Raw genomic sequence first — 13,753 nt, forward strand, 5'->3', positions numbered from 1 at the left:
TTACCCGATAAAAACCCTAGGATTTACGGCCTTCCAGCTTAAGTAATAATGCTTTGTTATCCAGACCACCCGCAAAACCGGTGAGTTTTCCGGACGCACCAATCACGCGATGGCACGGCGCGACAATGGAAATCGGGTTGCGGCCATTGGCGGCACCCACAGCACGAACGGCTTTCGGGCGGCCAATACGTCGGGCGATATCGCTGTAGCTACGCGTTTCACCAAAGGGAATTTCCAGCAGCGCCGCCCAGACTTCTTTCTGAAACTCGGTGCCGGTGAAATCAAGATCCAGCTCAAAGCGCGTGCGTTTACCGGCAAAATATTCATTCAGCTGTTGTTCGGTTTTCAGCAAAATGGGAAACGTCGGGTCTTCCATCATTTCGCCCAGTTTCACCCGGCCATCGATTTCGCATTCCCACAAGATAGCTGTCAGCTTGTCGCCTTTTGCCGCCAGTGTGAGTAATCCGACCGGTGATTCTACCCGCTTAAATCTGTATTCCATTTGTGCTTTCCTCAGCCTGTTATACGCTGTCCACTTTACCGGAAAGCCGCGAAACAGACCAAGAGGCAAAACAGGGATTTGCGGGATGTCTTCCAGAGAATCTTCGAAAAATGAAAGCGTTACATTGTTGAATGTAACGCTTCAGGGGTAGGGATATTGCCGGAGAGAAATGCGGTTATTTCAGGCCCATTTGTTCGCGCAGCTCGGCTTTTGCGGCGTCAAATTCAGCTTTGAATTCAGGCTCTTCAGAAATTCTCTGCGCAATCAGCGCGGCACCGGTACGGCTCATCACGGTATCAGAACGGTAGTGGAAACCTGCCACCAGGCGATTTTCGGCATAACCGGCGGCGCGGGTGAACAGCGCATTACGTTTTTCCGGCACCATTTCGCCCAGCACGGTCGCCATCAGGTAACCAATAGTGGAGTGCCCGGACGGCCATGAACCGGATTTGGATTTTTTAAGCAGCGGATGAATCTGCTCATCCAGCATATACGGGCGCGGGCGGTTAAACGCTTTCTTGGCGTGATCGTCCACCACGTCTTCCGTCGCGACGACGCGGTCAAACAGCGCGGCGGTTTTCGGCAGTTTTTCGGCTGTAAAATCAGGGCCCATCACATCGGCATAACGCCAGACGTTTTCTTCTGCATCGGCAATCGCCGCTTTTTCCTGTTCCGGCGTACGGGTCGCCTGAATTTCCAGTAATTCTTTCAGCTCGGCTTTGGTCTGAGCGGAATCATCAGCCGGTGGCGCAGGCAAATACTTCGTCAGATCAAGCTGTTCAGAAGTGATGAACGGCTTTGCTTCGTCAGCAGCCTGAACAACAAACGTCGAACCCAGAGTGAAAAGCAGTAAAGCGACAAGTGACTTACGCACGGTGAAACTCCTGATATTTTTTGAATATCAGGAGAATAGAGAAGGAATATGACGGTTAAATGACAAATTCAGCCCAGCAGGCCGAGTTTTCCGGTCAGCTTTCTGACGACTTTCTTTTTCCCCGCCAGCGCGATCCCCAGCAGCACTAAATCACCGGTTGGCACGATGGCGACCGCTTCACGAAACGCCGCATAGTCAGTGGTCTGCTGACCTTCGACTGGGAAAATAATGCCGTCCATATCATCGTCATTAAGCAGATGCTGATGCAGTTGCGTCAGTTGCTCCGCATCGGCCACTAACACGCTGATACCGATCGGGATCAGCCCCGGATGTTCACGGTTATCGGCATCAATCAGCGGCGCGCCCACCAGCGCCGGATGGCGTTGTCCGAGCGTCAGCGCCAGTACAGCGACGGCATTAGCGGCATGTCCGGCGGTGAGTTGCTGGTTGATGACAATCACGCAGCGCTCTGGCGGCAAAGGTAAAATAGTGGCAGGCGTATTCATTATGACAGGCTCCGTTTCAGTTGAAATCTGAGCTTAACCTGTCACTTTTTCTCAATCTGGAAGATTTGTGCACAGACGCCGGTAATGTGCTGGCGTGAGCTGATAAGCACGGCGGAACCAGCGCCCGAGATGGCTCTGATCGGCAAACCCTAAATCTGCTGCGACGGTGGCCGGCGTGTGTCCGAGCGCCAGCCCCTCCCGCGCACGGGTGAGTTTCAGCTGAATAAGATACGCATGCGGCGGCAATCCGAATTCGGCTTTAAACGCACGGCTGACCACAAAACGGCTTTCACCGGTCGCCGCCGCCAGTTGCTCAAGGCCGATATCCTCGTGCAAATGCGCGTGCAGATATTCCCGCGCCTGATGCGCCACACGTGACCACGGCGCTTCGCCCTCCGGACGCGGTGGCTGCCAGGTGAGATGCCCGCCCAGCGCACTGAGCAATCCGTCGAGCGCAGTCTGGCGGACGATACGCAAGTCTTTGCAATGCAGCGCCTGAAACGCCAGTGACGTCGCCTGTGCCAGTTGCGGATCCTCCGCTAAGGTATTTTCGAAACTCGGGTCACCTGCAGAAGAAAGGGAATCGCGTCGTGCTGCCAGTTCGCGGCCCAGCCATTGCGGGTCGAGATACAACATGTGGTACGTAAAACCACCGGGCTGCACCGCATCGCCGTCGTGAATTTCGCCCGGCTCGAGCATAAACACTTTACCCGGCAGGCTCTGATGTTTCTGACGACGGCAGCTGAATTGCTGTAATCCGTATTGGGTAACGCCGACTAAATAGCTGTCGTGCCAGTGAGGATCGTACGCATGGCCTTCGAAATGGGCGTGGATCGTCTCGATCCCGCTGTCTTTATCTTTCGATAAATCGACCCAGTTTGCAGACGCCATAGATCCCCCGCCGAATGAATTAACAACAGGGTAACAAATAGAAGGGAGAAAAAGAAATGAGGATAGTGTGGTATGGCACGGTGTGCTCCCTCCCCTGCGAAGGAGAGGGTTGGGGTAGAGTATTAAGTTCAAAATCAAGAATTTAAAATGTCTTTAAACAAAGTGTTAGCCCTTAAACCTCACTCCCAACCTCCCCCTTCGCAGGAGGAGGAGCTAAGAAAACTTAGTGTTTCACGCTTTCGATAAAGGTTTTACGGGCAGTTTTCGAACCCAGACGTTCGGCTTCATCGAGCAGTTTCAGGGCTTTATCAACGTCTCCGGCTTTCACTGCTTTCTTAATCGCGTCGTTAAAGTAGGTTTCTGAATCGCTGAGCATCGGCTCAGTGGGTTTTGCCGGAGCAGCCGCAGGTGCCGGAGCTTGTGTGCTGCCGACCACCACTGGCGCAGCGGCCGCCGGTGCGGATGACGGGAGGAACTGACCAATCATCACGTTACCGGTTTTCTGTTCAGCGGTGACTTTCAGGCTCAGCGTACCGGTTGGGGTGTGACGGGCAATCGGATCCGGGATATCCGGTACGGCGTTACCTACGCCAGCGGCGAAGGCTTTCGCCGGGTTCACCATCTGCGTAGTTTCAGCCAGATCCTGACGGGTGGTGTAAACCAGCAGATAAATTTGTTTCTGGCCCAGTGCAGGCGTCAGTTTCAGCGTGCCTTCCAGACGGTCGCTGGAGACGATGCCTGGTTTCTGATACGGGAAATAGCTGGAAGGATAAAAAGCTGCCGGACGCATCTGCTCATCCAGCACCAGAACATTTGGCGCATACACGGTTTTACCGGTCGCGATACTGGTCAGCGTAATTTCAAGTGAACCCCGGTCGGCAGGCAATGCAAATGCCCCGACGGCACCCTGAATTTGCCCCTGATTAATCTGTGCGCTTGAGGTTCCAAGCGTCACATCCTGCGTCACTGGCGGAACCAGCGGCGTCCATGAAAGGTTGCGTAAGGTCTGGCTGGAAATCGCCGGAGCGGTATTCGCATCATTCTGCGCAGCATTCACGACCGCAGGTGCAGCAGCCAGCAGGCTCAGCGACAGACACAGTGACAGCAGATTCTTTTTCATTATTGTTTCCTTTGAAATCACCATGAAGGCTGGCGGTCATCAGCGGACAACTGCCAGCCAGCACATCTTCTTTACTGCTTGTACTTTTGAAAACTGGCAAAGATTCTCGACGTCATTTGAGTTGCAGGAAGGCGGCAACTGAACTCATCCCCGGGAGCATACACAAGTATGTGACCGGGGTGAGTGAGGGCAGCTAACGCACCTGCGGCTCAAAGGACAAAGAGAATTACCACCAGATTTCCATCTGGGCACCAAATGTCACTTCATCGTCATTACCACGGCTGAAGGTTCTTGTGCTGGTGTCGTTCATCGCTAAGCCATTGTTTGCGCCGCTGTCAGTGTCATAGCCCCATTTTTCATCCCAGTTTGCGTAGGTTGCAAACACGCGGATGGCCGGACGTGACCAGATGCTGTCGCCAGCCTGCCATTGCTGCGCCAGGGTGACTTTGTACTGGCCGTTGCGATCGCCGGTACGCTGCGATTTCACATTGTCGTAACCGACTTCCAGCAAGGTGCTCATGATCGGGGTCCATTTGTACATCGGACGGACACCGACGGTATACCAGGTTGTCCCGTTATTGTTATCGCGGTCAACGTCCTGATACATCGCCACGTACATCAGGCTCCAGGTATCGTTGAAGTCGATGGCACCGTGGTCGAGAACGCGGATCATGCTGCCGTTGTTATCGATAGCGGCACCGTTGGAGTGGCCGTTTGCCGCGCCCTGACCCGGATCGGTCATGGAGTCAGAGGCGTATTGCAGTACGAATTTGTTATAGCCGTTGTAGATGCTTTGCGTGTGTTCCGCAGTTACCAGGAAACCGTCTTTGGTCGCATTGTCTGCGAAGGAATACCCGTCACGCGCATTGGCACGACCGTAATCCACGCCTAACTCCAGCACGCCGCCCGGGTTAGTTTGCAGGCCTGCCAGACGAACGTCGAACACGTCGTTAGACGTTGGCACTTCGTTACGCTGGTCGGCGATATACCCGTAGGAACCGCCGCTTTCGGTGTTACGGGTCGCTGCCAGAGACAATTTACCAAAGCCCAGATCCACATCTTCCAGACCGGCACCAGGACCTGAAATATCCCAGTAGTAGAAGTCGATCATGTGAACGTCATGACGTTGGTAGAAACGCTTACCGGCCCAGATGGTGGAGCCCGGCAGCCATTCGATCAGGTTCTTACCCTTCACGTTTGCTTCGCGGAAAGCCGGATCGGTTGACTCCCAGTCGTTCTGCTGTGATACGGAATACGCTACGTTGGTGTCGAAGTAGAAGCTCTTATCCCCTTCTTTCCACACTTCCTGACCGAGTTTTAACTCCGCATAGGTTTCACACTCGTTACCCAGACGGTATTTACTGTCAGCGCCTGTCGCTTTGAAACATTGCTGTTCTCCGCCGCTGCCCGTCCAGCCAATGCCCGAACGGGCATAACCGGTAAAATCTACTGCCATTGCTTGTGTAGAAAGGATTCCGGCAGCCACTGCCAGCGCCAGGGAAGAACTACGCATTGTAATCATCATTTTCTCCTGTAGGGGATCGCGTGCTTTCAAACACCAGATTCGGGATGTAACCGGCGACATGCAGTTCCGTCCTCGCGGAACAGATGGCAGCGGTGTGGTGGCAACCCGATGGCGAATGTTGCACCTTCTTCTACCAGCACCACGTCGTTCTGGCGGTAAACCAGGTTCTGACGAATTGCCGGAATTTGGATGTGGATCTGTGTTTCATTACCCAGTTGCTCGACGACCTGGACTTCACCGGAAAGCGTCACTTCCGCGACGTCGCTTGGCAGAAGATGTTCAGGACGGATACCCAGTGAAAGGTTGCTGCCGACTTTCACGTCGGTGCCTTCGACAGGCAACCAGACCTGCTGACGGTTTGGCAACTCGACCTGCACGCGTGCAGGTTCAGCGCCGGTGACTTTCACCGGCAGGAAATTCATTTTCGGAGAGCCGATAAAACCGGCGACAAAACGGTTGGCGGGATAGTGATAGAGTTCGAGCGGCTTACCGACCTGCGCGATATGTCCGGCGTCGAGCACCACGATTTTATCGGCCAGCGTCATCGCCTCGACCTGATCGTGCGTCACGTAAATCATGGTGCGTTTCAGGCGTTTATGAAGACGGGAAATCTCGATACGCATCTGCACACGCAGCGCGGCATCGAGGTTGGAAAGCGGCTCATCGAGCAGGAATACCGTCGGTTCAGCGACCAGCGTACGGCCAATCGCCACGCGCTGACGTTGTCCACCGGAAAGCGCTTTCGGGCGACGGTCGAGCAGATGCGCCAGCTGCAATACTTCGGAGACCTGATTCACCCGCTGGTTGATTTCAGCTTTTTTCGCGCCCGCCAGTTTCAGGCCGAAAGACATGTTTTCAGCGACGGACAAATGCGGATACAACGCATAAGACTGGAACACCATGCCGATCCCACGTTCCGCAGGTGGCACTTCGTTCATACGTTTATCACCAATCTTTAACTCACCTGAAGTGATGTCTTCCAGGCCGGCAATCATGCGCAGCAACGTCGATTTGCCGCAGCCCGATGGCCCGACAAACACTACAAATTCGCCCTCTTCGATTTCCAGATTGATGTCGCTGGAAATCACGGTTTCGCCAAAGGCTTTGTACACGCTGTTAAGGGAAACGCTCGCCATCCTGAACTCCTGTACTTGCTGCCAGCGGGAAATCTCAATGCAACGAAGAGTGAAGGATTAGCGGTTAAGCGTAATCATCCGTAACAAATTTTTTCATGGGGGAGGAGCAGGGAGGATGACCTATTCATGCAACCGGATGAAAGTTCACGTCAAAAATCAAATTCGTGATCTGAATGGCAAAAAACGAACCATTTTTTTGAGTGATAAGCCACATAACGCCTGAGAGTGTCGGCGGGATCACATTCTGAGGGACGGGGGCGTAGAGGGGGGGATGATGAAGCCCTGACGGGTTAAATCCACACTGGCGTCGTACCTTGCCTTTTCCGTCTAAGACGGGAAGAAAACCGACTCCTAACAGGAATAAAAGGACTGGATTATGAGCCTCAGCATTAAGAAGATCATGAAAAATACACTGGCACTTTCGGCGCTGGCTACCCTGGTGCTGTCATCTTCCGCGTTTGCCAAAATAGAAGAAGGAAAGCTGGTCATCTGGATCAACGGTGACAAGGGCTATAACGGTCTGGCGGAAGTCGGTAAGAAGTTTGAGAAAGACACCGGCATTAAAGTCACGGTAGAACATCCGGACAAACTGGAAGAAAAATATCCGCAAGTGGCAGCCACCGGCGACGGCCCTGACATTATCTTCTGGGCGCACGACCGTTTTGGCGGTTACGCACAATCCGGCCTGCTGGCTGAAATCAGCCCGGATCAGGCCTTCAAAGACAAACTGTTCCCGTTCACCTGGGACGCCGTGACCTTTAACGGCAAGCTGATCGGCTACCCGGTTGCGGTCGAAGCGCTGTCGCTGATTTACAACAAAGACATCATTAAAGAAGCGCCAAAAACCTGGGAAGAAATCCCGGCGCTGGACAAAGAACTGCGCGCCAAAGGCAAGAGCGCCATCATGTGGAACTTGCAGGAACCGTATTTCACCTGGCCAATCATTGCCGCTGACGGGGGTTACGCGTTCAAGTATGAAAACGGCAAATACAACATCAAAGACACCGGCGTAAATAACGCAGGTTCTCAGGCTGGCCTGCAATTCATCATCGATCTGGTGAAAAACAAACACATCAACGCCGACACCGACTATTCCATTGCCGAAGCCGCGTTCAACAAAGGCCAGACCGCGATGACTATCGACGGCCCGTGGGCATGGTCAAACCTCGACAAGAGTAAAATCAACTACGGCGTGACGCTGCTGCCGAGCTTCCACGGCAAACCGTCTAAACCGTTCGTCGGTGTACTGACTGCCGGGATCAACGCCGCCAGCCCGAACAAAGAACTCGCGAAAGAGTTCCTGGAAAACTATCTGATCACCGACGACGGTCTGGCTCTGGTCAACAAAGACAAACCACTGGGCGCCGTGGCGCTGAAAACGTATCAGGAACAGCTGGAAAAAGATCCGCGCATCGCCGCTACCATGGCTAACTCCAAGAATGGCGAAATCATGCCAAACATTCCGCAGATGAGCGCCTTCTGGTACGCAGAACGCAGCGCCATCATCAACGCAGTAAATGGCCGTCAGACTGTTCCTCAAGCCCTGAAAGACGTCGAAACACGCATTACCAAGTAATGCCGAAGCATTAGCTCAATGAACGGTGCGGGACTCACGGGTTCCGCACCGTGAATAAAAGGATTTCCCTATGAATGCTCGAAAAAAACGGCCGTTCAGCACTGCGTTAAAATGGCTGGTGATCAGCCTGCTCGCCTGCTTTACCGGTTATCTGATCGTGCTGATGTATGCGCAGGGTGAAACCCTTTTTGCCGTTCTGACGCTGATACTGTCCAGCCTCGGCTTATACATTTACGGTAACCGTCACGCGTATTCATGGCGCTACGTTTACCCTGGACTTGCAGGAATGGGGCTGTTTGTCCTGTTCCCGCTGATTTGTACCATCGCGATCGCTTTCACCAACTACAGCAGCACCAACCAACTGACGTTCGAACGTGCGCAGTCCGTTCTGATGGGACGTGAGTTTCAGGGCGGAAAAGCGCTGAACTTTGCCCTCTATCCGGCAGGTGATAAATGGCAGCTGGCGCTGACGTCGGCCGATGACAGCGAAACGCTGGTTTCGCCACCTTTCGCCTTTAACGCTTCTGCGCCACAAACGCTGGAGATGCTTCCGCAAACTGCCCCTTCTGCTGAAAAAGCCGGGCTGCGCGTAGTAACTCAAAACCGGGCGGCGCTGGGCCAGCTTTCGGCTCACTTACCCGACGGCGAAACGCTGCGCATGAGTTCCCTGCGCCAGTTCTCCGGCACGCAGCCGCTGTACAAGCTGGGCGAAGACCATAAGCAGCTGACCAACGTACAGACTGGCACGATTTATCGCCCGAACATGAAAACCGGTTTCTATCAGGCAGTGAATTCGCAGGGTGAATGGCAGGCCGAACAACTCAGCCCCGGTTTTACCGTCGGGATCGGCTGGGGAAATTTCCTGCGTGTACTGCATGACGAAGGGATCCAAAAACCCTTCCTGTCTATTTTCGTCTGGACGATTGTTTTCGCGCTGCTGACCGTGGTGCTGACCGTCGCCGTCGGCATGGTGCTGGCCTGCGTCGTGCAGTGGGAAGAGCTGAAAGGCAAAGCAGCGTACCGAATCCTGCTGATCCTGCCCTATGCGGTTCCGGCTTTTATTTCGATACTGATTTTCAAAGGGTTATTCAACCAGAGCTTCGGGGAAATCAACCTGATGCTGAGCGCCCTGTTTGGCATCAAACCGGCGTGGTTCAGCGATCCGTGGACCGCCAAAAGCATGATCATTATCGTCAACACCTGGCTCGGTTATCCGTACATGATGATCCTGTGCATGGGTCTGCTGAAAGCCATTCCTGACGACCTTTATGAGGCGTCGGCAATGGACGGTGCCACGCCGATGCAGAATTTTTTCCGCATCACGCTGCCGCTGTTAATCAAGCCGCTGACGCCGCTGATGATCGCCAGTTTTGCCTTTAACTTTAATAACTTCGTGCTGATCCAGCTGCTGACCAACGGCGGCCCGGACATGCTCGGTACCACCACACCGGCCGGTCATACCGATTTGCTGGTCAGTTATACCTACCGCATCGCTTTCGAAGGCGGCGGTGGGCAGGACTTCGGGCTGGCGGCGGCGATTGCCACGCTGATCTTCCTGCTGGTGGGCGCGCTGGCTATCGTGAACCTGAAAGCTTCACGCATGAAATTCGACTGAGGAGAAACAGAAAATGCCAATGGTTAAACCTAAGTCGCAAAAAGTCAGATTACTGGTGACGCATCTTTTGCTGCTGTGCTTTCTGGCGCTGATCCTGTTCCCGCTGCTGATGGTGTTCGCCATCTCGCTGCGGCCGGGTAACTTCGCCACCGGCAGCCTGATCCCCGATCAGGTCTCATGGGATCACTGGAAACTGGCGCTAGGAATTGCAGTGACCAACGGTGACGGCAGCATTACGCCGCCACCCTTCCCGGTCATGTTGTGGTTGTGGAACTCGATCAAGATCGCCGGGATCACCGCCGTGGGGATCGTGGCGCTTTCCACTACCTGCGCCTACGCCTTTGCCCGTATGAAATTCCGCGGTAAAAGCTCGCTGCTTAAAGGAATGCTGATCTTCCAGATGTTCCCGGCGGTCCTTTCTCTGGTGGCGTTATACGCCATCTTCGACCGCCTCGGCATGTACGTGCCGTTCCTCGGGCTGAACACCCACGGCGGCGTGATCTTCGCGTATATGGGCGGCATCGCATTGCACGTCTGGACCATCAAAGGGTATTTCGAAACCATCGACGGCTCGCTGGAAGAAGCCGCCTCACTCGACGGTGCCACTCCGTGGCAGGCCTTCCGCCTGGTGCTGCTGCCGCTGTCGGTGCCGATTCTGGCAGTGGTCTTTATTCTGTCATTCATCGCAGCGATTACCGAAGTGCCGGTAGCATCGCTGTTACTGCGCGACGTGAACAGCTACACCCTGGCGGTGGGTATGCAGCAGTATCTCAACCCCCAAAACTACTTGTGGGGCGACTTCGCGGCTGCCGCAATTCTGTCTGCCATCCCGATTACGGCAGTGTTCCTGATAGCCCAACGCTGGCTGGTCGGCGGCCTGACGGCAGGCGGGGTGAAAGGTTAACTGTTTTAAAATCTAATGCGCTTGTTCCATTTGTTTGATTCCCTGTGTCTTCAGCGGCCTGACAGGCCGCTTTTTTTTTGTCTGAAAATTCATGGCTTACAGAGTGCTGAGGCGGGCTGCGATATCGCGCATGGCATTTCGCGCCGTCTGGCTGATTCCGCCAAGCTGGAAAAAACCGTGGATAACGCCCGGATAACGCTGCGCTGTGCAGCTGACGCCCTGTTCCGTCAGTCGGGTAAACAACATTTCACCTTCATCGCATAACGGATCGTATTCGGCTGTAATGATATGCACCGGCGGCAGCCCGGAGAAATCATCACGCCATAGCGGGCTGACTTCGGGATGCATAAAATCCGTGTCAGGATAATAAGCTTCAAAACCGCTGAGCAACGTGTCGCTGGTGAGGACGTAATCAAAACCATTACGCTGATGGCTGGCAGATGACGCAGTGGCGTCAATCATCGGGTAAATCAGAACCAATTGCTGAGGCAACCACTGCCCCGCATCGCGCAGACGAAGCGCTGTTATAAGGGCAATATGTGCGCCCGCGCTGTCTCCCGCAAAGGCAAGGCGGCGGCGATCAACACCCAGCCTCCCGGCATGTTCCCGGATCAGATTTGCAGCACGTTCTGCATCATCGTGCGCTGCCGGATAAACATGCTTAGGTGCCAAACGGTATTGAACCGCAATCACCCGACAGCCGCTGAAAAAGGCTAGCTGACGCAACTGATTATCATGCGTCGCAAAACCGCCACTCACAAAACAGCCGCCATGAAAATAGATCACCGCAGGCAGTATTTCATCCGCATTTGAAGGCGACACAACGCGCAATGAAATGCCATCGATAACCACATCTTCAACATTTACGCGCTGCTCAATGTCCCCTGCTAAAACCGTGCTATCAATATACCCGGCACGACGTGCCTCATAAGTCTGACTGCGTGATGACGGACGACCTGCGGCGATAAAATCACTAACGAGGGAGGCGATTTCGGGTTCCAGAGGCATGGGGGCTTCCTGAGTGTGGGGGGAATTTAGGATTGTAATGCGGCTATCGGAAAGAGGAAATATCTTGAAGCTACTATAACTAATGATCAACCCCAATCTGAAAATAAATTATATATATCGATGATTGTGCAAAAATAAATCAAATAAGATAGAATATCTCGGTTATTTTAAAAAACATAAGGATATAATGATGAGCACTAAATACCTTAATATATTAAAATTAATTGAGATTGAAGAAAAAAGAAAGAGAGTAAAAAAAGAAAAACATGACTCTGACGTATTTATCCTGCTTTTGTGTATTGTGTTAGTTGCCATTTCTGTAACACTTGCTTTTATCTATCATATAACTAAAAATGATTGGATTAAATTATCAAGTATAGTTCTACTTCTACTAGCTTATATCACTCTTCCTGTCATGAATGCATATAAAATCTACTCACACCGAGCAAAAATAAAGAGGTCATTTGCTCTGCCTTTTCGTGATTCAGTTGATCTCAATATAAAATCTGAGTTTTTTATAGATGGGAAATATCTCCCATACCTCACTAAATTGAAAAATGAAGAATTGCGACTAGGAATTTTAGAGGTCAAGCATGAAAGAACATGTCTGGAAAAACGAATGACACTTATGATCGGACCTATTGATAAGTTCGGTATTCTTCCTGGCGTCGTGGCTACCATATCAACATTAATCAAAATCCCAGGTGCTTATAATTGGGTAACCGCTATCGCTTACGGGTATATAGGGCTAACCTTCATCTCAATATTTTTCTACCAACTAATAATGCGATATGACCGGATGATCGCACTGACTGAGTTAGCACTCGAAATTAAATCCGAAGCCTCGAAAATTTAAGCGAGGCTGTGGAATTACTTTATGTAGTCTGCTTTTATGCTAGCTCATCCTAAAGCTTTATAAACTGCATCAACAGGTTCTGAATAGAAGCTGATTTGGAATTTTGAGAACAGTTCTGCTGGAACCGATGGAATATCCATCGCGGAGGCCATTGGCAGTAAGATTTGACCTGCTCCCCGTTGATTAGTACACCCCGATGTTAGTAATGTCTTCATAAGCCACATGAGGACATCCCCATGAAGAAGCGTTTTTCCGACCAACAGATCATCAGTATTCTCCGCGAGGCTGAAGCCGGGGTATCCGCCCGTGAACTCTGCCGCAAGCACGCCATTTCCGATGCCACGCTTTACACATGGCGTAAGAAGTATGGCGGTATGGAGGTGCCCGAGGTTAAGCGCCTGAAGTCGCTTGAAGAAGAGAACGCCAGACTCAAAAAGCTGCTGGCCGAAGCCATGCTGGATAAGGAGGCGCTTCAGGTGGCTCTGGGGCGAAAGTACTGACGACAGACCAGAAGCGGGAAGCCGTGGTACTGATGTGTCATGCGACCGGTCTGTCGCAACGTCGTGCCTGCAGGCTGACAGGTTTGTCCCTGTCGACCTGCCGCTACGAAGCGCAGCGTCCGGCGTCAGATGCGAACTTATCCGGACGCATCACCGAACTGGCACTGGAGCGCAGACGTTTTGGCTACCGCCGCATCTGGCAGCTGCTGCGCCGCGAAGGGCTTCATGTCAATCACAAGCGCGTGTACCGGCTTTATCATCTCAGTGGCCTGGGGGTAAAACGTAGACGACGACGTAAAGGGCTGGCAACAGAACGTCTGCCGCTGCTCCGCCCGGCGGCACCCAATCTAACCTGGTCGATGGATTTCGTCATGGATGCGCTGGCGACCGGTCGGAGGATCAAGTGCCTGACCTGCGTGGATGACTTCACGAAGGAGTGCCTGACTGTAACCGTTGCCTTCGGGATTTCAGGCCGCGTATTCTGGACAGTATTGCGCTGTTTCGCGGCTATCCGGCGACGATAAGAACTGATCAGGGCCCGGAATTTACCTGCCGCGCGCTCGATCAATGGGCCTTTGAGCATGGCGTGGAGCTGCGACTTATCCAGCCCGGCAAGCCGACACAGAACGGATTCATTGAGAGTTTTAACGGACGCTTTCGCGATGAATGCGGCTTTGTTGAATAAATCGAACTTTTTGCCGTAATCAGGATCAGATCACCACATTCTCGATCCTGTAGCG

The 13,753-nt window shown here is 52.9% G+C and carries 12 protein-coding genes and 2 pseudogenes; 5 read left to right on the forward strand and 9 right to left on the reverse strand.

Features of this window, described 5'->3' with window-relative positions; all coding sequences use genetic code 11:
* Window positions 1-16 precede the first annotated feature (16 nt).
* The 7 genes from J8X26_RS11920 to malK all read right to left on the reverse strand — a co-directional run bounded on the left by J8X26_RS11920 (window position 17) and on the right by malK (window position 6,554).
* Entirely contained in the window at window positions 17-502 is a 486-nt protein-coding gene (locus tag J8X26_RS11920) for a methylated-DNA--[protein]-cysteine S-methyltransferase (protein ID WP_152327266.1), read from the reverse strand.
* 175 nt (window positions 503-677) lie between these two features.
* Window positions 678-1,376: a phosphatase PAP2 family protein gene (locus J8X26_RS11925; protein ID WP_208950976.1), complete on the reverse strand. Its 699-nt coding sequence runs from the start codon at window positions 1,374-1,376 to the stop codon at window positions 678-680.
* A 68-nt stretch (window positions 1,377-1,444) separates the two neighbouring features.
* Window positions 1,445-1,882: a DUF2000 domain-containing protein gene (locus J8X26_RS11930; protein ID WP_208950977.1), complete on the reverse strand. Its 438-nt coding sequence runs from the start codon at window positions 1,880-1,882 to the stop codon at window positions 1,445-1,447.
* A 51-nt stretch (window positions 1,883-1,933) separates the two neighbouring features.
* Complete coding sequence (locus J8X26_RS11935; RefSeq protein WP_208950978.1) at window positions 1,934-2,773, reverse strand: AraC family transcriptional regulator; 840 nt, start codon at window positions 2,771-2,773, stop codon at window positions 1,934-1,936.
* Window positions 2,774-2,996: 223 nt separating this feature from the next.
* Window positions 2,997-3,893 (reverse strand): maltose operon protein MalM, encoded by an 897-nt coding sequence (malM, locus tag J8X26_RS11940; RefSeq protein WP_208950979.1) that lies wholly within the window; start codon window positions 3,891-3,893, stop codon window positions 2,997-2,999.
* A 226-nt stretch (window positions 3,894-4,119) separates the two neighbouring features.
* A complete protein-coding gene (locus tag J8X26_RS11945) occupies window positions 4,120-5,418 on the reverse strand; it encodes a maltoporin (protein ID WP_165061444.1) in 1,299 nt (432 codons plus the stop codon).
* 26 nt (window positions 5,419-5,444) lie between these two features.
* Window positions 5,445-6,554, reverse strand: a complete 1,110-nt coding sequence (malK, locus tag J8X26_RS11950; RefSeq protein WP_120133221.1) for a maltose/maltodextrin ABC transporter ATP-binding protein MalK — start codon at window positions 6,552-6,554, stop codon at window positions 5,445-5,447.
* A gap of 376 nt (window positions 6,555-6,930) precedes the next feature.
* Here malK and malE point away from each other — a divergent pair, with 376 nt between their 5' ends.
* The 3 genes from malE to malG all read left to right on the forward strand — a co-directional run bounded on the left by malE (window position 6,931) and on the right by malG (window position 10,649).
* Window positions 6,931-8,130, forward strand: coding sequence for a maltose/maltodextrin ABC transporter substrate-binding protein MalE (gene malE / locus J8X26_RS11955; protein WP_165061442.1), 1,200 nt, complete (start codon window positions 6,931-6,933; stop codon window positions 8,128-8,130).
* Between the two features lie 70 nt (window positions 8,131-8,200).
* Window positions 8,201-9,745: a maltose ABC transporter permease MalF gene (gene malF, locus J8X26_RS11960; protein WP_208950980.1), complete on the forward strand. Its 1,545-nt coding sequence runs from the start codon at window positions 8,201-8,203 to the stop codon at window positions 9,743-9,745.
* Between the two features lie 13 nt (window positions 9,746-9,758).
* A complete protein-coding gene (gene malG, locus J8X26_RS11965; RefSeq protein WP_208950981.1) occupies window positions 9,759-10,649 on the forward strand; it encodes a maltose ABC transporter permease MalG in 891 nt (296 codons plus the stop codon).
* A 96-nt stretch (window positions 10,650-10,745) separates the two neighbouring features.
* Here the strand turns inward: malG and J8X26_RS11970 are convergent, their stop codons facing one another.
* Window positions 10,746-11,657 carry an alpha/beta hydrolase gene (locus tag J8X26_RS11970; protein WP_208950982.1) on the reverse strand — a complete coding sequence of 304 codons (912 nt, stop codon included), beginning with the start codon at window positions 11,655-11,657 and terminating at the stop codon, window positions 10,746-10,748.
* Between the two features lie 187 nt (window positions 11,658-11,844).
* Here J8X26_RS11970 and J8X26_RS11975 point away from each other — a divergent pair, with 187 nt between their 5' ends.
* Entirely contained in the window at window positions 11,845-12,513 is a 669-nt protein-coding gene (locus tag J8X26_RS11975; RefSeq protein WP_208950983.1) for a hypothetical protein, read from the forward strand.
* Between the two features lie 44 nt (window positions 12,514-12,557).
* Here J8X26_RS11975 and J8X26_RS27645 read toward each other — a convergent pair.
* Window positions 12,558-12,689, reverse strand: a pseudogene (locus J8X26_RS27645) (peptidase); the annotation flags it as partial.
* Window positions 12,690-12,749: 60 nt separating this feature from the next.
* On the opposite strand from J8X26_RS27645, the pseudogene J8X26_RS11980 reads away from it, so the two are divergent.
* Window positions 12,750-13,698, forward strand: a pseudogene (locus J8X26_RS11980) (IS3 family transposase).
* The last annotated feature ends 55 nt before the right edge of the window (window positions 13,699-13,753 follow it).

Source organism: Rahnella sp. ChDrAdgB13, assembly GCF_017655185.1.
GTDB lineage: Bacteria > Pseudomonadota > Gammaproteobacteria > Enterobacterales > Enterobacteriaceae > Rahnella > Rahnella contaminans.

Excerpts from the sequence above, each read along its gene's own strand:
- J8X26_RS11920 (WP_152327266.1), bottom strand. The coding sequence starts at position 502 with ATGGAATACAGATTTAAGCGGGTAGAATCACCGGTCGGATTACTCACA.
- J8X26_RS11930 (WP_208950977.1), bottom strand. The coding sequence starts at position 1,882 with ATGAATACGCCTGCCACTATTTTACCTTTGCCGCCAGAGCGCTGCGTG.
- J8X26_RS11935 (WP_208950978.1), bottom strand. The coding sequence starts at position 2,773 with ATGGCGTCTGCAAACTGGGTCGATTTATCGAAAGATAAAGACAGCGGG.
- malM (WP_208950979.1), bottom strand. The coding sequence starts at position 3,893 with ATGAAAAAGAATCTGCTGTCACTGTGTCTGTCGCTGAGCCTGCTGGCT.
- J8X26_RS11945 (WP_165061444.1), bottom strand. The coding sequence starts at position 5,418 with ATGATGATTACAATGCGTAGTTCTTCCCTGGCGCTGGCAGTGGCTGCC.
- malK (WP_120133221.1), bottom strand. The coding sequence starts at position 6,554 with ATGGCGAGCGTTTCCCTTAACAGCGTGTACAAAGCCTTTGGCGAAACC.
- malE (WP_165061442.1), top strand. The coding sequence starts at position 6,931 with ATGAGCCTCAGCATTAAGAAGATCATGAAAAATACACTGGCACTTTCG.
- malF (WP_208950980.1), top strand. The coding sequence starts at position 8,201 with ATGAATGCTCGAAAAAAACGGCCGTTCAGCACTGCGTTAAAATGGCTG.
- malG (WP_208950981.1), top strand. The coding sequence starts at position 9,759 with ATGCCAATGGTTAAACCTAAGTCGCAAAAAGTCAGATTACTGGTGACG.
- J8X26_RS11970 (WP_208950982.1), bottom strand. The coding sequence starts at position 11,657 with ATGCCTCTGGAACCCGAAATCGCCTCCCTCGTTAGTGATTTTATCGCC.
- J8X26_RS11975 (WP_208950983.1), top strand. The coding sequence starts at position 11,845 with ATGATGAGCACTAAATACCTTAATATATTAAAATTAATTGAGATTGAA.